19 protein-coding genes are annotated in these 18,037 nt (G+C 46.1%); 15 read left to right on the top strand and 4 right to left on the bottom strand.

The features are described 5' to 3' along the window. Window positions 1–7: 7 nt before the first annotated feature. The 4 genes from FN124_RS27470 to FN124_RS27485 are packed head-to-tail and all read left to right on the top strand — an operon-like array spanning window position 8 to window position 5,625. Window positions 8–1,369 (top strand): RagB/SusD family nutrient uptake outer membrane protein, encoded by a 1,362-nt coding sequence (locus tag FN124_RS27470; RefSeq protein WP_185937412.1) that lies wholly within the window; start codon window positions 8–10, stop codon window positions 1,367–1,369. Window positions 1,370–1,387: 18 nt separating this feature from the next. Continuing rightward, window positions 1,388–2,857 (top strand): TlpA family protein disulfide reductase, encoded by a 1,470-nt coding sequence (locus FN124_RS27475; protein WP_142687980.1) that lies wholly within the window; start codon window positions 1,388–1,390, stop codon window positions 2,855–2,857. 3 nt (window positions 2,858–2,860) lie between these two features. Next, the gene (locus FN124_RS27480) at window positions 2,861–4,462 is read left to right on the top strand and encodes a S41 family peptidase (protein WP_142687981.1); all 1,602 of its coding nucleotides are present in this window, start codon (window positions 2,861–2,863) and stop codon (window positions 4,460–4,462) included. Window positions 4,463–4,482: 20 nt separating this feature from the next. After that, window positions 4,483–5,625 carry a TlpA disulfide reductase family protein gene (locus FN124_RS27485; protein WP_142687982.1) on the top strand — a complete coding sequence of 381 codons (1,143 nt, stop codon included), beginning with the start codon at window positions 4,483–4,485 and terminating at the stop codon, window positions 5,623–5,625. A 61-nt stretch (window positions 5,626–5,686) separates the two neighbouring features. On the opposite strand, the gene FN124_RS27490 is transcribed toward FN124_RS27485, so the two are convergent. Beyond that, window positions 5,687–7,135, bottom strand: coding sequence for a S41 family peptidase (locus FN124_RS27490; protein ID WP_142687983.1), 1,449 nt, complete (start codon window positions 7,133–7,135; stop codon window positions 5,687–5,689). Window positions 7,136–7,509: 374 nt separating this feature from the next. On the opposite strand from FN124_RS27490, the gene FN124_RS27495 reads away from it, so the two are divergent. The 3 genes from FN124_RS27495 to FN124_RS27505 all read left to right on the top strand — a co-directional run bounded on the left by FN124_RS27495 (window position 7,510) and on the right by FN124_RS27505 (window position 9,390). Further along, window positions 7,510–7,857 (top strand): hypothetical protein, encoded by a 348-nt coding sequence (locus FN124_RS27495; protein WP_185937413.1) that lies wholly within the window; start codon window positions 7,510–7,512, stop codon window positions 7,855–7,857. Between the two features lie 215 nt (window positions 7,858–8,072). Continuing rightward, window positions 8,073–9,218 carry a PepSY-associated TM helix domain-containing protein gene (locus tag FN124_RS27500; RefSeq protein ID WP_142687985.1) on the top strand — a complete coding sequence of 382 codons (1,146 nt, stop codon included), beginning with the start codon at window positions 8,073–8,075 and terminating at the stop codon, window positions 9,216–9,218. Further along, the gene (locus FN124_RS27505) at window positions 9,208–9,390 is read left to right on the top strand and encodes a hypothetical protein (protein ID WP_142687986.1); all 183 of its coding nucleotides are present in this window, start codon (window positions 9,208–9,210) and stop codon (window positions 9,388–9,390) included. Before FN124_RS27500 ends, FN124_RS27505 begins: the two co-directional genes overlap by 11 nt. Before the next feature lie 80 nt (window positions 9,391–9,470). On the opposite strand, the gene FN124_RS27510 is transcribed toward FN124_RS27505, so the two are convergent. Then, window positions 9,471–9,848 carry a hypothetical protein gene (locus tag FN124_RS27510; RefSeq protein WP_142687987.1) on the bottom strand — a complete coding sequence of 126 codons (378 nt, stop codon included), beginning with the start codon at window positions 9,846–9,848 and terminating at the stop codon, window positions 9,471–9,473. 268 nt (window positions 9,849–10,116) lie between these two features. Next, complete coding sequence (locus FN124_RS27515) at window positions 10,117–10,488, bottom strand: DoxX family protein (RefSeq protein WP_142687988.1); 372 nt, start codon at window positions 10,486–10,488, stop codon at window positions 10,117–10,119. A gap of 128 nt (window positions 10,489–10,616) precedes the next feature. On the opposite strand from FN124_RS27515, the gene FN124_RS27520 reads away from it, so the two are divergent. The 3 genes from FN124_RS27520 to FN124_RS27530 all read left to right on the top strand — a co-directional run bounded on the left by FN124_RS27520 (window position 10,617) and on the right by FN124_RS27530 (window position 12,473). After that, window positions 10,617–10,955 (top strand): winged helix-turn-helix transcriptional regulator, encoded by a 339-nt coding sequence (locus FN124_RS27520; RefSeq protein ID WP_142687989.1) that lies wholly within the window; start codon window positions 10,617–10,619, stop codon window positions 10,953–10,955. A gap of 29 nt (window positions 10,956–10,984) precedes the next feature. After that, a complete protein-coding gene (locus FN124_RS27525; RefSeq protein WP_142687990.1) occupies window positions 10,985–11,884 on the top strand; it encodes a hypothetical protein in 900 nt (299 codons plus the stop codon). A gap of 67 nt (window positions 11,885–11,951) precedes the next feature. Further along, window positions 11,952–12,473 carry a hypothetical protein gene (locus tag FN124_RS27530; protein WP_142687991.1) on the top strand — a complete coding sequence of 174 codons (522 nt, stop codon included), beginning with the start codon at window positions 11,952–11,954 and terminating at the stop codon, window positions 12,471–12,473. Window positions 12,474–12,543: 70 nt separating this feature from the next. Here FN124_RS27530 and FN124_RS27535 read toward each other — a convergent pair whose 3' ends face one another. Further along, complete coding sequence (locus tag FN124_RS27535; protein WP_142687992.1) at window positions 12,544–13,812, bottom strand: LVIVD repeat-containing protein; 1,269 nt, start codon at window positions 13,810–13,812, stop codon at window positions 12,544–12,546. Between the two features lie 96 nt (window positions 13,813–13,908). Between FN124_RS27535 and FN124_RS27540 the strand changes: the two genes are divergently transcribed. The 5 genes from FN124_RS27540 to FN124_RS27560 all read left to right on the top strand — a co-directional run bounded on the left by FN124_RS27540 (window position 13,909) and on the right by FN124_RS27560 (window position 17,898). Next, complete coding sequence (locus FN124_RS27540) at window positions 13,909–14,880, top strand: 3-keto-disaccharide hydrolase (RefSeq protein WP_142687993.1); 972 nt, start codon at window positions 13,909–13,911, stop codon at window positions 14,878–14,880. Between the two features lie 383 nt (window positions 14,881–15,263). Beyond that, entirely contained in the window at window positions 15,264–15,587 is a 324-nt protein-coding gene (locus tag FN124_RS27545) for a S24 family peptidase (protein ID WP_142687994.1), read from the top strand. Window positions 15,588–15,641: 54 nt separating this feature from the next. Continuing rightward, window positions 15,642–16,616 carry a hypothetical protein gene (locus tag FN124_RS27550; RefSeq protein ID WP_142687995.1) on the top strand — a complete coding sequence of 325 codons (975 nt, stop codon included), beginning with the start codon at window positions 15,642–15,644 and terminating at the stop codon, window positions 16,614–16,616. Between the two features lie 13 nt (window positions 16,617–16,629). Further along, window positions 16,630–17,364: a hypothetical protein gene (locus FN124_RS27555; RefSeq protein ID WP_142687996.1), complete on the top strand. Its 735-nt coding sequence runs from the start codon at window positions 16,630–16,632 to the stop codon at window positions 17,362–17,364. Between the two features lie 171 nt (window positions 17,365–17,535). Next, on the top strand, window positions 17,536–17,898 hold the full coding sequence (locus FN124_RS27560; RefSeq protein ID WP_142687997.1) for a response regulator: 363 nt from the start codon (window positions 17,536–17,538) through the stop codon (window positions 17,896–17,898). The last annotated feature ends 139 nt before the right edge of the window (window positions 17,899–18,037 follow it).

Below are 18,037 nucleotides of genomic sequence, written 5' to 3' on the forward strand. Positions count from 1 at the left end.
AATGATAATGAAACGTATTTGTATTACGCTGCTGGTATTGGCTATGGGGGCTATGTCGTGCCGTAAGTTCGTGGAAGTGGAACAACCCAATCAACGCCAGTTTAAATATACCGCCGACTTCCAGGCGCTCCTCAACAATGTAAGCCTGTTTGAAGTTTCGGCCAGTCTGCCTATGTTATCCAGCGATGACATCAACCTGGAATCCAATACCGGTTTACAAACCCTGCTTACAAGTGAACTGCAGAATATTTATACCTGGGCAGCAGACTATTATACTTCCGACCAGGGCGATGCCGGTTGGGATCAGCTCTATAATCAGGTTTACGTATGCAACCAGATCACTGCCAACGTAATGGAAAGCATGAATGGCACAGATGAGCAGAAACGGAGCATATATGCAGAGGCGCAGGTGCAGCGGGCTGCCACTTATCTCACCCTGGTGAATCTTTATGCAAGAGTGTATAATGCTGCCAATGCCACCACAGATCCCGGTTTGCCTTTACTGCTTTCCCCGGATCTTTTTGTACCGCTTACCAGGGCTTCCGTAAAACAGGTGTATGACCAGATCATTCTCGACCTCATAACAGCCTTGCCTTTACTGCCTGATAACCCATCCAACAAACTGCACCCGGGGAAGGCAGCCGGTTATGCACTGCTGGCCAGGACCTATCTCTATATGCAACGCTACAGCGAAGCGGCAGATTATGCCGCCAGATCGCTGAGCGTACAGCATACCCTGTTAGACCTGAAAGATTATGCAGATGGCACAAAAGTCTACCCGCGCAGGCTCGATAACCCGGAAGTGATACTCAGCAAAAAAGTGTCCAAGCCGGGGAATATTGACCTGCCATTAAGCACGGAACTGATGGACAAACTTACACCGGAAGACCTGCGCTACAAGATGTTTACACGGGGCGGGAATACTTTCCAGCCATCCTTTACCGGGCGTGGATCTTACCGGGATAAAATTTTCCTGCAGGACTATGTGACAGCCGGTGCATCTGTACCGGAAATGATGCTGATACAGGCGGAAGGCCTGGCCAGGTCCGGTAAAAAAGACGAGGCCATGGCCCTGGTAAATGAGCTGCGGCAGAAACGTTTCCTTCCTGCACAGTATACCGCCCTCACCGCTGCTACCAATGATGAAGCGCTGCGTTTGGTGATCGATGAAAGAAGACGTGAATTATTCGGTACTGGATTGCGCTGGTTCGACCAGCGCAGGCTCAGCACGGAGCCCGCACTGGCAGAAACGGAATCGCGTGTATTCAAAGGCGTTACCTATACGTTGGTGCCGGGCGACCGCTACGTGTATCCTATTCCGCCGAAAAACATTGAACTGAACCCCGAGTTAACCCAGAACCAACGATAACAATAATTACTGAAAGATATGAGAACGAAAATAAGCTTAATCGGAAGTTGCCTGCTGTTCGGCGCCACAATGGTGTTTGCACAGAAAAAGGAGGACTACAGGAATGCTGATCCAAAAGAACTGATAAAAAGCACCACACTGTCCGAGCAACAACTGGCGGATATCCAGCGATATTATCAGTTTGAACTGAAGGATACCAAAAGAGGGCAGGAGTTGCAACAGCTGATCCTCCATAAATATCCTTCAGGCGCAACGGCCCGGCTGAATGCCTTTCAGCGTCTTTCCGGTGCCAAAAATTCAGAGGAGCTGATAACGGCTGCAGAAACTTTCCTGAAGGCATTTCCTTATGACGCCTGGAAAGCCAATCCAACCAACCAGGAGTTCATTTACTACAGCGTGCACCGCGAACTGGGCGCCGCCTATATGAACACCCGGCAGTTTGACAAGCTGGTGGCTTTTTGTACGCCGCTCAACTTCAAAACAGAAAATGAAATATACCGATGGAATATCATGCGCGCCTATGTATTTAAAACAGTTGGCCGCGATACCCTTGCGGGGATTTCTACTGCCCTGATCAATGAGCTGGTAAAAAAAGTAAATGACAGATCCTATGAAGAAGCGGGCGTGTTTACCCCGGAGAAAGCAGCAGCCAATGCCAGCGAGCAACTGGATAATGAGCTGAATACGCATATTTCGTTGCTGCACGACCTGAAACAATATGCCGCTGCAAAAGAGTATTTCAAATACTTATCGCCCAAAGGGGCTTATGGTTCAGCAGACCTGAATCATATTCACATGAACATTCTTCAGCAAACCGGTGACCAGCAAGCCATACAGCCATTCCTGGAAAATTGTGTGAAAGCAAATGCCATGACGGCTGCTATGTATGATAAGCTGAAAAGTATTTTCACGGCGAAAGATAAAACCCCGGGCACGTACGATAAGTACCTCGCTTCACTGAAGTCGGCGGAAGAACAGGAAGAACTGAAAGCATCCGTGAGAGCGCATCTGACCAACCAGGAATATGTGCCTTTTGCACTGGAAAACCCGGAGGGTAAACTGGTACGGTCCAGCGATTGGAATAATAAAATTGTGGTGCTCGACTTTTGGGCTACCTGGTGCAAACCCTGTATCAGCGCATTCCCCGGGATGCAGATGCTGGTAGACAAGTATGCGCAGGACCCGCAGGTGGCCGTGTACATGGTGGGCACTATGCAAACAGGCAACTACAAGGAAAAATCGGAGGGATATGTTAAACAGGAGGGATTCCGTTTTCAACTGCTGCATGATGCAGTAAATAAGAAAACAGGGGAGCAGGACCAGGTATTTAAATCCTTTGTTCCCTTTTTCCATTCTTCCGCCATACCCAGGAAAGTGATCCTTAAAGATGGCATGATGCGCTACACCTCCGAAGGTTACTCCGGTAGCCCGAGTAAACTGGTGGATGAGCTGAGCTATGCCATTGAACTTTTAAAAGCAGAAAAATAATTTATGGTGCTGAAAAAATATGCGCTTATAGCATTGGGGATAGCGGGACTTTCATTGCATGCGAAAGCACAGGTGAACCCTAAAGAAAAGCTTTGGCAAACACTGAAAGCTATACAGGGAAATTATGTTGATTCTCTGACAGATGAAACACTGGTAAATGCTGCTATTGCAGGTATGATGCGGGAGCTGGATCCTCATTCCCGGTACTTTTCCGGTGAAGAGGCGGCACAGATGCAGGAAGCAATGAAAGGCAATTTTGCCGGCATAGGTATCCAGTTTATGATGCAACACGACAGTCTTTACATTACCCAGGTAGTAAGCGGCGGCCCGGCAGAAAAAGCTGGGCTGCAGGCGGGCGACAGGATACTGGCTATTGATAAAACACCCGTTGCCGGTGCTGCCAACTTCGCAGTGATGAAAAAGATCCGGGGTGAAAAAGGCACTCCTGTTACGCTGGAAGTGCTCCGTAAATCCAATGGGACAAAGTTTACCACTGAAATTATACGTAATGTAGTGGCCGACAGGTCCGTGAAATCGGCGTATATGCTTACAGATAAGGTAGGGTATATCTCGTTACGCATCTTCAGTGAAACTACCCGCGCAGAAATGGACAAAGCGCTTATACAGCTGAAAGAACAGGGAATGAAAAGCCTGATCCTTGATTTGCAGGGCAATGGAGGCGGATATGTACAGGCGGCTATTGGTGTGGCAGATGAATTTTTACCAAAAGATAAACTGGTATTTTATAGTGTTGGGAGAGATAAGGGTAAAGATTATTACTATACCGGCGGCTTTGGCAATTTTATGGAGGGTAACCTGGTGGTATTGATAGACCAGTCTACCGCCTCCGCCAGTGAGATCCTTACCGGCGCGCTGCAGGATTGGGACCGGGCGGTGATTGCAGGCAGAAGGAGCTTTGGCAAAGGGCTGATGCAACGCCCGGTACCTGTGTTTGATGGCTCCGTATTGGAGCTTACCGGCGCCCGCTATTACACCCCTTCAGGCAGGTCTATTCAAAAGCCCTATCATGGCGCCAGCTATAACGATAACGTACAAACGCGTTTTGCCAGCGGGGAGCTTACGAATGCCAATGTATTTCATTTCCCCGATTCACTGAAGTATACTACGCTGGTAAATAAACGTACCGTGTTTGGCGGCGGCGGAATTATGCCGGACCTGTTTATTCCATTAGACACCGTTGAATATAACGGCTGGCTCCAGGATGTTGCAGATCAGAACCTGGCGGGGAAGATCACCTTTGATTACCTCGACAGCAACCGCGCTTCCTTATTGTCCAGCTACCAGGATTTTAAAGTGTTTAACAAACAATACCAGGTGCCGGAGTATTTGGTGCAACAGGTAGTGGGCGCCGCAGAAAAAGCAGGACTGCCTTTGCAAATGGCCGGGAAAGACAGGATTATCAGCTTACTCTCCCTGGAAATTAAAGGACAGCTGGCCAGCCAGTTATTTGCAGGCAATGACTATTATCTCCGCGTGCTCAATACGGATAATGCCAGTATACAGGAAGCATTGCGGTTACTGGAAGAGCCCGGGCACTTTGACCGGCAGCTGAAATCACCAGCAGTAAAGAAAGAGAAGAAATAGTATTCATCAAAAAAACGAACATGAACTTCAATAAAATAATGATACTGGCGGCGTTAGGCGCGCCCGTTGTAACCAGTGCGCAACAAGCGTATACCCTTAAAGGCAGCGTAAGCAGTATAAAGGAACCGGTTAAAGTTTTTCTGACCTATAAGGTGAAGGGGGAGCGGAAGCTGGATTCCACTATTATGAAGAACGGGAAATTCGTTTTCCGTGGTACCCTAGGGGCGCCAAAGGAAGCACATATTGTGGTAAAGCACAGCAACCTGCCACCAGATCCTACAACCCGCCCTGTAGAAGATATCCTGCCGTTCCTCATCGAAGACAGGACCATTACCATTGCCGCCAAAGATTCCATTAAAAATGCGGTGATCACCGGCAGCCCGGCAAACGACGATAATGTGAAGATAACGGCATTACTGAGGCCTTACTATGATAAATACGGGTTACTGGATAATGAGTTTAAAGCCCAATCCCCCGAAAAACAGAAAGATTCCGCCTATATCGCCAGCCTGGAACGCAGGGCCAATGATATACAAAAGGAGATCATTGTGGTGAAGATGAAATATGTGAAAGCCAATCCCGGTAAATATATGGCGCTGATGGCCTTCAATTCCACGCTGCCGCCTGAGTTTGATGCCATTACTGCGGAAAAGGATTTCAATGAACTGGATCCGGACATAAGAAAATCAGACCTTGGAATAGAACTGCAGGAAAGGATCGCCAAAGTGAAGAAGACCCAGGAAGGGGCAGTGGCACCTGATTTTACGCAGCTGGACGTAAACGGTAAACCGGTTAAGCTCTCTGATTTCAGGGGCAAATACGTACTGCTTGATTTCTGGGCCTCCTGGTGCGGCCCCTGCAGAAGAGAGAACCCGAATGTAGTGAAAGCATACCAGGCTTATAAGGATAAAGGCTTTACTGTACTGGGCGTATCGCTGGATAAAGATGGAGACAGGGATAAATGGCTGGCTGCTATTGAAAAAGATGGATTGCCCTGGACACAGGTATCAGACCTGAAGGCCTGGGAAAACGAAGCGGCAAAATTGTACGAAGTAAATGCTATTCCCATGAACTTCCTGATCGATCCTAACGGGAAGATCATTGGCAAGTACCTGCGGGGAACGGCTTTGGAGGAAACGCTGCAGAAAGTATTGGCGAAGTGATTGTAGCTTCCTGTAAAACGTTCAGAATGGATACTGTTTATCCATTCTGAACGTTTTTTTATTATTTCCCGGCAAACGGCAGCTCCCGGCGTTTTAAATCTTTCAAAACATAGTCAGTCCATTCGTTTCCGGGAACACTCAACCTTACATCAGGATTAAACCCATTTTCATCGATAGGGGCGGTATCAGCCCAGCTTGATTTTGAAACAGGTATCATTAGAATAAATTGTTTGAAGGGTAGGGGAGTAACTACCGTTGGACCCTCATAATCCATCATCCCAACACTGTTAACCCCATACCTTATGGTTTTTTTACTTTGTTCCATGAGTTTAAAGAAGTATTCTGTGGCGCTTCCGCAAAGGTCGTCTGTGATAAGGGCTACCTTTGAAGGCTGCGCCAATACCTCGTCCACAGGAATGGTAATGCCGGGGACCGCATAGAAGCCCCCATCCAGTTTAGATAGCTTTTCATAGGTGTTCCTGAGCGATGCTATGTATTCATCGGGATAATATTTTTTTGCTTCTTCGGGTATTGGATTTTTAACAACATACTCCAGGTCAGCTTTTTTTATTTTTACATTATCGGGGGAGATCCTGAGCAACGGCGCATCCTGCTTTATAGGGTTAGTCAGAACATAAGGCAGCAGATAACTCCAGCCAGCGTTGCCTCCGCCATTTCCCCGCAGATCGATGACCAGGTATTTGCTGTTCCTTATTTCCTTATCGTGAGCGGCTATCAGCTTACTGATCTTATTGTCGTTATTAAAGAAAGTCGGGATTTTAATATAACTGCTTTCATCGTCCAGCATTTTAAAATCCAACCCGTTATTATTATCGCGCCACTTGCTTAGCTCCGTTTTTTCTTCTGCAGTCATGCCCGTTGGATATACTTTTCCAAAAAGAGCGAAGTTCCATAGTTGTAACAGCCCTCCCCTTTGCCTGGCATACATTTCGGTGCTGGTATATACATTATGCTGTTTAAGCAGGAATCCTTTTTTGTGTGGTTTTAAGGAAAAATAAACAAGTCCCTTCTGCAGGTTTTTGTCGCTGGCTTCAAGTATGACGGCCTTATATTCATTTCCCGGAACTTTTATGATATTGATTGAAATGGACGTGTCGGGGTTTATCCACCGGCCTTCTATGTTATCCGGTTTTGCTTTTTTATAATCCCTTGCGATGCCGGGTGGAATGATCTCATTATCGGGATCACCGGTGTTTTGATAGGTGAAGGAAAAGTGTTTGTCTTTGAAAAAGCGGATATATTCTTTTGCAAGATAAAAGCAATTCCTGGCATCATTTTCCAAAGCGGCTTTGGCTTTAATTGTTTTAACAAGCTGATTATAGGCCGGCCTGGTTTGCGCATTGACCTTTGTTGGGAAACCGGCGTAATTCTCTTCTGTTTTTTTAATTATTTCATTAATGTTTTCGGCGCAGTTACATGTTTGCTTCCCGGCGGTCAGCAACATAGGCAGGATCAGCAGTACAGTCAGGATGCTTAAATTCATTTTCATAAATGGAAATGTCTTTTATGCCCATGAATCTAAAGATTATTCAGTTAGCAACAAACAGGCAAAAGGAAATATCTATTCTTAAGGATTGATAGCGCTTCCTGAGTATATGGAAAAGAAATCTTTTTTGTATACCCCGCCTAAAGGGATTTCAGCGGGCCGAGATAGATGGAGCGGTGATCAAATGAATCGATGTAGTTTATATTCACTACATAAGGATTTGCTTACCCGGATGAACAGGCGCCAGGAAATACATGTTTACATAGCCTAATAAAATAAGGAAGAAGTATATGCTCAGCATCCTGTAATATCTCACCGGTTCAGGATAATCTGACAACTGGTTGGAAAACGCGATTATTACCAGCAAACTGATCGATATGATAACATGCCGTAAAACCCTGCACCGGTCGTCAACGATCAATCGTATGATCCTGGGCAGTGAAATCGACAGAACCTCTTTTTATTTATACAATATTGATGGTACAGATCAAAGATACGAGTACCGGCAACTGGAAGTCAATTCAGGTTTAACTTATGAACATGTGATAGCCAGGCAATTTGTATTTACTGTCAAAACGGGGATGAGGTTAACTGCATCCGGGAGGTTGTTCAGGAAGGAGGATTCATTTGGCTCCCCTGTTTTTAAGACCCGGCCCGATCCTGCATATTACCTCAATGTGGGGATATCCTTCAATCCCTTTACTGTTATAGGAAAGAAGAAATAGAACACTTTAATTATGGAATGATCATGATAAGAGCTTTCAAAACAGATGTGCGGTATGCTGAAAGAGCGAGGGATCATCGCCATAGAAAATTTCCCGATTTGTAAAATCAAATTCCGGATCTCGTAAACCGGGAACCTGCTGAAGAAGGCAACTTTGGGGTTTGAATTGTGTCCGGCTTCATAAGACCGGATAACTAAAATACAAATCGTCAGTTAATGAATATCAGGACCGCCAAACGTTGGTTTTTATGGCATAAATGGACCAGCCTTATCTGCACCATTTTTATGCTGATGCTGTGTATCACCGGTCTTCCGCTGATCTTTCACGAAGAGCTGGATAGGCTGCTGGAAAAACAGGTGGTGGCGGAAGTGCCGGAAGGGGCCCGTAAAATGAGCCTCGATTCGCTGGCCATACTTGCCGGTAAACAGTACCCGGCGGAGAAGATACGCTATATTTTCTGGGACAACGATGATAAGAGTAAGGTCATATTTGATCTCGCAGCCAAACCGGATGCGCCACCTGAAGGAAGCAGGTATGCTACGCTCAACGCATATACCGGTGCTGTGCTGGGCAAACCAACCACCGACGGCATCATGGATATTATCCTGAAGATCCACATGAATATGTTTCTTGGCATTGGCGGCAAATTATTCCTTGGGTTGATGGGAATCCTGTTCGTTATTGCCATAGTTTCCGGTGTGGTGCTTTATGGGCGTATCATGAAAAAGTACGATTTCGGTATGGTGCGGAAGTACAAATCAAATCGCCTTAAATGGCTGGATACGCATAACCTGATCGGGATTGTAACGCTTACATGGGCCAGTGTGGTAGGTTTAACGGGTGTCATCAATACATTGTCAGACGTAATAGTGGCCTTATGGCAACAGGGGCAGCTGAAAGAAATGGTGGCGCCATATGCAAACCAGCAGCCACTTACAGGAACCTTGAGCTCATTAGACAGCGCCATGGCTACCGCAAGGAAAGCGGCGCCTCATATGGAGCCCGGTATAGTAACTTACCCTGGTACCATGTTTTCCAGCAAACATCACTATGCCGTATTTATGCGGGGCAATACCGCGCTTACATCGAGGCTGCTGATGCCTGCGCTGATAGACGCCAAAACGGGTACGTTAACGGATGCCCGCACGATGCCCTGGTATGTGAACACCTTGTTCTTATCTGAACCGCTGCATTTCGGCGATTATGGGGGGATGCCTTTAAAGATCATCTGGGCGCTGTTCGATCTGGGCACTATCATAGTATTAATTACAGGCCTTTACCTCTGGTTTGCGCGAAGAAGAGCCGCCAGTCAGCAGTGGAGCCGGCTCACAGAAAAAGCAGTATACGAAGATGAAGAATAATCCATTTATGAAGTTATGGGGAAAACCGCTGCTGATAGCCTTGTTGTCGCTGGCGGGGTTAATTGCAGCATTGGTAGGCGATGGCGCATGGGATGCGTTTTCCTGGGTGGCATTGGCCTTGCCTGTAATTATTATTATACGCAGGTATTATTTCCCGCGTAACCAGGGATAATGTTTCCCGGTAGCTGCTTATATAAAAGTTGATGTGTGATAAATCTGTTTATCACACATCAACTTCTTTGTTTAATAGCTTTATCTTCCACAGTCGGCTGTCCAGTTTCTGCCATTCCTGGCAAAACCTATCACAAGTTTGTCTTTATTGATGGTGATAAGCCCGGTACCGGAAGATCCGATACTCACCATCGTATTATCATCTTTCTTTTGAAACTCCACACCGGTAAGGTCCGGGATACCATCTGAAAATCTGAAGTCGTACCGGGTACCCACCTTTGTAACGAAAACGCTGCCATTGTCCTGGCTGATATTCTTTTCGTCGTCAACATACCCGATCTTTCCTCTGAAGGTACCGGCAAAAACGTCTACGTCTGCGGGGTCAGTGTCTTTACTACAGGAGGTGAATAAAACTACAGATAACAGCAATACACCAATAACGCCAAGAATCGATTTCATAATTCACATTTTAGGTTACTCAATAAAGATTCAATAACTGAAAATGCAATTAGCATACCAGATGAGAACGGGCTCTTCTATATAGATAATCCTCTGCATTATTGCAGCGCGGCGGCCCTTTTTTGTGTGAAGTCGTACACACAATGGGTAGTTGCTGCTATGAAATGTAATGAAAAGGAGAATAAAGCGACCGGTACATACTGGATATGGGTGTGGTGAAAGATGCCCGGCTTATATCATAATTTGTACTGAAAGCATAACGTTGAAGTCAGGAAGCTTCCGGTACATTCAAAAACATCTCCCTGGATCTCAAAAACATACCTACCCAGAGAATGGCCAGGAATACGGCGGAAGCAAGAGGTTGGCTGCCGGATATTTCCAGGCAAAAGGCTCCGCCCAGGTAACAACTTGCCAACAGGAAGCCTATCTTATTTGTTTTGGGAAAAAGCAGCAATGCGGCGATGATCAGTTCACCGGCGCCCAGCAGCTTCATATAATTACCAAACCCGTACCTGGTTAGGAATTGAACCACTGATGCAGGTTCAGCATCAATCAGTTTCATTACCCCTCCCATAATAAGTACCAGGATAGAGATCGCCATTAATACCGTAGAGAGAGTGCGTTTTGCTTTGATCGTCATTGTAATTTTTTTGAGCTGTTAATAATTCTGTAGTAAAAGTATCTACATTTGCTATCCAAATGATAGTACTATCTTCTCGGATAGCGCTATCCAACAGGATAGTATCGTGAAATCCAAAAACCAGGAAAATGCTGACACGCGAAGGATGCCCCAAAAGTGTACTTGCTATAAAAGATGCGCTGGAAGCCCTGGAAGGCAGATGGAAGCTGTTAATCATGCTTTCACTGTCGACCGGCAGTAAACGCTTTAAGCAGATATCAAAAGAAGTAGGCGGTATTACAGACAAAACATTGTCTAAAGAACTGAAATTGCTGGAAACAAATAAGCTTATCAAAAGGGAAGTACATAATACCTTCCCGCCTACAGTAGAGTATTCAATCACCAAACACGGTACTTCGCTCGATAAAGTGCTGGACGCACTGTATCATTGGGGGCAGGCGCACCGGAAAAAAGTGATTGGGAAATAGTTTCATTTCATTAACCGGATTTCTGCCACATGACCATCTCCCAGATGCAATCGTTTATTGAAGAAACAGTCGCTGATTCCCTGCTTTCCCGGGAAGAAGAATTTGAAAGGCGCATGGAAGCGGTAGACAGGATGGACTTCCTGGTGATTGATCGTCTTGATGAGCTCCTGCTACAGGAAGATCAACAGGATCTGTTGTTGTTAAAGCACCGCGCAGAAAGTATAAAGCAGCAACTGGAAAGCATCGATGCTAAAATGTTCCGGCGGCTGCAGGCCCGTATCAGGGCGGGAGAAGCGAGGGGGGAAAGGTTCAGGGAGCTTATCCGGGAATATACCGGTTTTAATGCAGCCGGCAGTCAGGAAGCGGCAATGGAGTATGACCATGTAGATGTTTTTATCAATGGGTTATTCTCTTTTCAAACAATGCCTGAGCAAACAAAAGAACTGGAGCCGGACATGGTGTACTACCAGAAAACACCGGCCAGGATTGTTTTTGAGCTGGTGGAGAAAGCCGGGTTCACAAAAGAGGATATTTTCTATGATATAGGCGCCGGGCTTGGGCAGGTAGCCATGCTTGTACATCTGCTTAGCGGTGTTCCCACCAGGGGAATAGAATTTGAACCTGCTTTTTGCGGCTATGCAAACAACTGTGCTGCACAACTTCACCTGGCCAATACTGTATTCATCAACGCAGACGCAAGAACGGCCTGCTATTCAGAGGGAACGGTATTCTTTATGTTTACTCCTTTCAAAGGGCAGATACTGCAGCAGGTGCTGAATGCGCTGGAGAAAGAATCGCTGCAACGGAAGATCAGGATTATTACCTATGGGCCATGTACGGCTCATGTGGCATCGCAGAATTGGCTGCTACCCCTTAGCCCGGGAAACGGTAATGCATATTCAATAGCTGTTTTCAGCAGCATCAGCTAAGTGGAGAAAAAAAACTATCTTACTGTTTTGTTTAACCTGTTTATGTCATTGTTAAAGGGAACCGCCAATGAAGCAGAAAATCTTTATCATCATTTTCTTATTAACTGGTTTTACTTCCTGTAAGCCTGAAAAGGCTATTGAGCTCAGGGCTGATATTGTTAAGCAGGAGCGGGTAGCATTCAATATTTTAGTAGGTAAAGGCGGAGCGGAAGAAGAAAAGCTGAATTGTTTGATCAACAAAGATTTTAAAGGAGCGCAGGCTGCTGTTGATAAAATAGAGAAGGGGTTCAATAATATTGTTAAAACAATAGAAGCATTGCCAGCAGAAGGAGTGAAGCAGGGAGATGAACTGAAGAAAGCTGCGGTTGATTATTATACGGCGCTCAGGGATCTGAAAACCATGGAACGGAAGGAAATAGTGCAACGGGAAGCCGCGTATGATAAAGACAAGGAAAAAGCAAGTATAGCGCTGAACAGGTTGCTGGAGTTAAATAAGGAACAGCTTACAATGTCAGGAAAGGTAAGTGAGAAAGATACAGTGTTTCATAATACGCTACAGCAGTTTAATGAAATTAATAAACTGAGATGAGTTGTATACAACTGCTGTGTAGCGGTTGTCAGAATAGTTGAAGGCATGCTGATTCCAGCATGCCTTCTGTTTAATATGAATGTCCCTTTACTGCAATTTTGCTCAACAACCGGGGATCAGTCATTGTGCTATAATCGTATTGATAAATGCCATCCCTGGCGCTTACCAGCAGGCGGTGCTGGTTTTCAAAAGGTATTACATCGTAAGTATCCAATCCATCTACCAGTTTGGTGGTGGTGATATTCATTACATCTGATGCGTTCATGAAACGCAGCCCGAAATTCCCTTCACAGATAAAGAGCTTCCCGTTATCGATTCCCAATCCATGGGGATTTTTCATTTCCGTGGTGCTTAGTTTTATGGGGTTGTCTACGTTGGTAACATCAAATACCTGCAGTTGATTGAGCGAGCCTGCGCAGGCAGAGCCGCTCCTGATGGTTACATATGCTTTGTTCCCTTCCACTACCACCGGGTCGCAGGCCCTGAAATGCGTCACCATGGAACGTTTGGAGGGAGTGGCTGGATTCAGGATGTCATAGATGTACATGGCGCTCTGGCTACCGATGAAAAGGTAGTCGCCATAAGGGAAAATAGTTTCAATACCGCCGTTGATGGTTTGTGAGCTTTTAAATACAGGATCGGCTGCATTGCTGAGATCAAATGCTTTCAGCTGGGAAAAGTTAACGGCATAGAGGTAATTCCCCGTGATGGTAAAACGGGCCATTGAACCGCCTTTGCCGGTTTGCTGGGTTTTATTGTTGTAAGAAGAGGCTGCTTCGGAGCTGGCAAAATACAACACATATTCATCGTCGGAGCAGTCGCAGTAAGAGGTATCCCGGCTGGTAAACCCGATCACCATACTGTCGCTGGCCATTTGCCACCCTATCAGCAGTCCATCTGCGCTTACGGGGTAGCCGGTTGCTCCCGGCAGCCGCTTTACAAACGTGACATTACGCGGATCGCTGATGTCGAATACGGTAAGATCGGTGAAGCTGTCTGCATACAGATAGTTGCCTTTAATAGCGATATCTATGTTGCCCATTACATTTAAGAAAGAAACTTTTTTGGGAGATGCCGGCGTACTGTTGTCGATCACGTGGATGCCTTTGTATGGCTCATTTACAAAGATATACTGGTCTTTTACATAGATCTTGCCTGTTGTTCCGATCTCCCTGGGCGCCTCCGACTTAATGGAGGCCCAGTAGTCTTTCACCGCCATCAGTACGGGGGTGTATACTTTTCGCTGGACTATTTTAGTGCATTTGTCCTTTGCACATCCGCCGAGAGCTATCATAACGGCGATCATAACCGGGAATTTGATATAGGTAGAAATATGCATGGGGAGAGGTTTGACCGTTTAACGCAAACAGAGGAGTAAAAGTTACAGGCCAAATATTTATCTTTATAGCTTTCTTCAACAAACATGGACATGAACATGAATAGAAAAAGTATTATCGCGGGGCTGGTATGCTGCATGGGACTGGGGTTGGTAACTCCTTCCGGTGTTATGGCACAGGTATCGGCTATCAAGAACGAAAGCGTTAAAGGCGGCTCGCTGATAGGCGCCTGGGATATCAAGGTCAGTGAGAACGGCGTGGATAAGCCCTCCTGGCTGGAAGTGGAGCTTTCCGGGTTTAGTACCCTGGTAGGCCGCTTTGTGAGCACCGGCGGAAGTGCCAGGCCTATCTCCAAAGTAAACTTCGACAACGGTAAGTTCAGCTTCTCCATACCGCCACAATGGGAAAGGGAAGACCGCGATCTGAAGCTGGAAGGTACGGTAACAGACGCTGGCATCAGCGGTACTATCCATACCAGCGACGGGCATTCCTATTCTTTTACAGGGGTTAGAGCCCCGGATCTCAAAAGAACGGCTCCGCCGGTGTGGGGAAAACCGGTAAAACTGTTCAACGGGAAAGACCTGAGCGGCTGGAAAGCATTGGGAGAAAACCAATGGGTTGTTAAAGACGGTATCCTTACCAGCCCGCATTCCGGTGCTAACCTGATCTCGGAAAAGACCTTCTCCGACTTTAAGCTGCATGTGGAATTCCGTTACCAGGCAGGCAGCAACAGCGGCGTATACCTGAGGGGCCGTTATGAAACACAGATCATTGATAATCCCAAAACAGAAGCACCTTCCAGTCACCTGTTCGGAGGCATATACGGTTTCCTGGTGCCTAACGATATGGTAACACTTGGCCCCGGCCAGTGGCAAACCTATGATATTACGTTGGTAGGCCGCCTGGTAACTGTGGTTGCCAACGGTAAAACCATTATTTGTAACGCAGCCATTCCCGGTATCACCGGCGGCGCGCTGGATAGCAATGAAGGTGAGCCGGGCCCGATTTATTTCCAGGGCGATCACGGTCCTATAGAGTTCAGGAATATAGTGATCACGCCGGCTAAATAACGCGGATGTTGTCTGACTCAGGATTATAATCCTGAGTCAGACAACATCCGCTCATCGCCGAAGGCGATGATAACACTATTTTAATTTGCCGTATATAAAATTTCATTATTTTTGCCGTAGTTGTTCTTTATAGAAAATGCCCCGGCAGTATCCCCAAATAGTTTGATACCTGCGCTGCCCGCAGGTTTTGTTATTTCACAGCATACCGTTTGTTATACCCGCCTTTCTTGTGTAGCCCAATAGTGTATTACCATCATGCTTACAATTGAATTTGCCCTTTCAGTTAAATATTCCCGCATTTTGGCTTAAGATACCCCATGAGCCTTCACTACGATCATTTTACTATATGATCATCTGATTTATTCAAAAAAAATAATGAAAACATGAACAAGTATGAAAGACTAAAGTCCGGGCTGGAAACCACCGGCACAGGAAAAATGAAAGCCTTTGGCACTTCTATGTTACCCATTCTGAAAAGCGGTACCCTGCTTACGTTTGTAAAGGCAGCAGAATACAGCATCGGCGATATTGTATTCTGCAAAGTAAAAGGCCGTTATATTGATGCACATAAAGTGATAAAGAAAGACGCCGGCAAAGGCTACCTGATAGCGAATAACCATGGGTTTGAAAACGGGTGGACAAAAGTCATCTATGGCCGCGTGGTGCTGGGTGAATTTGAAAATAAAGTGATCTATAAAAAAGATTAACCTGGTTAGCGCCTGCAGAAAGCTTTACTTAACTAAATAAATTAAATTAGCTGAATGAAAGGTTTTTGGAATTATTTCTGGATCATTTACATGCTGTTTTTTGCCATCCCTTTTCCCATGCTCATTTACTACAACACTGAGTATGGGACAGCCGGAGAGAATGGCGGTAGCAAACCATGGCTGGCGCTTGTGTTGCTGGGCCTTTCAGCTGTATTATGGCTGATACTGATCCAGGGATGGTTCAGGAGATGGATAGTACTGCCTTTTACCATGAGGGGAAATATCATGCGTCTTTTAAAAGAAGGTGTAAGGAAAGATGCGCGTATAGTGAGCAGCAAAAAATTACCCGCAGCGGGTAAGGATGTGGATACCAGGGAAATAGTATGTTCCCTGCAGAATTTTGTTGGCACGGAAATCACTGAACAGCTGGAGGTAAATGATACCAAGCCGGAACTGCACCGCTATGATGAGGGAAAAACCATCAGGTTGCTGATCGACGATAAGCTCAAAGCGCAGCCTCATTTAACGCTGGATGGCGTAACGGTGGAGATGAAAGCCGGACGGCTTATTATGTCGCTCCTGGCCTGGTTACTGATAGTAACCGCAGTAGCGGCGTATTACGTATATTCTTACAGGTTAGAGAACCATGGGCGGGGCTGGCGTTTCCTGGAATTTTATCACCCGCTTGTTTTATGCCCGTTTATTGTACTGGTGAGCCGTATCGGTTTCGGAAAACTGATAAGTCTTTTTATAGGTGCTCCCGCTAATGGGCTGCAACTGAAGTACTACGGCCTGCGTACCGATGCGCAGATAGTTTCCGCAGAGCAAACCGGCACCTATATTAATGAGCAGCCCCAGGTACGCTTTGAATTGCGCTACCAGGATAATTTGGGTAAAACCCATACGGCTTCATTAAAGAAAATAGTGCCGCTCCTGGATCTGAATATGACTAAGCAGGAGTCCATCCCGGTTTTTTATCTGAAAGAAGACCCTGAGCAGGTAGCATTTGCCAGTGATATAGCCGAATAAAAATATAAAGAAGATGCGTTTACAACAGTTAACCGGAATTATAATAACAGTGATGATGTGCGTATCCTGCAGTCAGTTCCGGGAATCTATACATGATACCCTGTATGGCAGTGATACCGACAGCAGTTATAAAGACCTGCCTGCAAGCCAGGACGAGGAGGTCACCACCACTTCTTCCGGTTCAGGCGCCAGCGTGAGCAGCAGTACCACTACTACCACTACAACCATTGAGCACCGTAATGGGACTACTATTATTCATAATTCCCGCACCACAAACGGCGATTTTCTCAGCGATGCCATCGTGCTACTTGACGCCGAAAAGGCACTGCGTGCATTGCCGGCCTTTGCAGGGAAAAGCATCTATCTCTATAAAGCCATTCATTTTTACAACGACGGAAGAATAAATGTAAACATCCAGCACCCGGAGAACCCTGAATATATTGATGAATACAATTACAGCAACGGAAAATGGCAGAGCCCCAAACCTGTGCAGCTATCGGTGCAAGACAATATTTCCGAAGCATTGATCAGCCTTGATAATATCAGTTTCGTATGTGCTTCCGTGGTATACCGCAATTACAACCGCAAAGCAGAGAATATAGAGGGCGCTGCACCGCTTACGCATATTTATGGCATCTTCAGCGCTAACAAGCTCACCTGGTATCCACAGTCTATCAGCGGCAGCAGGGAACGGTACTTCATCAGTTTTACACCTGCCGGCGGCGTGAAAGACTATTACCGCGAATAAGGCAGTAACAAAGGAGCGCAACAATGAGGTTCCGCAAAAATAATTTTTTGCAGAAGGCGTGCTGTGCCCATATTTTAACAGGAAAACAGTTCTACATTTAATTTCCGTTCTGAGTGAGCGGCCCGGCCGAGGCTATACAATGTGCATGTTCTGGTATCTAAAACTATTCCCATGTGGAAAATACTTGTAGTGGACGATAATCCATCTATTCTTGAAGCTGTTTCCCTGGTGCTTTCAAGAAGGAAAATGGAGGTGATTACCCTGGAAGATCCCGCAGTGCTTCATGACTATATAGCCCGGTTTGAGCCGGATGTACTGCTGATGGATATTGCCATGGGTAGCTATGATGGCCGGCGCTTATGCCGGGAAATCAAAACCTCGCCGGAGGAATCCAAATTACCTGTGATCCTGTTCTCTGCCAGGAATTATTCAGAAGAATCCATTCGTTTCTGCAAGGCCGACAGCATGATTGCAAAACCTTTCCGCATCGATGAGCTTTATAATGTGGTCAGCAATTTATTACCCTCCGCCTGATAAATAAATATTTCCTCATCAGGGCTTTCCTGCTTTTCCATACAACCGGATAGCATGAGCGCTGATGCCTGCAGGGAAGGGCGTTTTACCCCTGCAGGCGCTTCGTTGCACTGGCGGATGGGGGGCATGTGCTTATTTT

Source organism: Chitinophaga polysaccharea, assembly GCF_902150045.1.
Lineage (GTDB): Bacteria > Bacteroidota > Bacteroidia > Chitinophagales > Chitinophagaceae > Chitinophaga > Chitinophaga polysaccharea_A.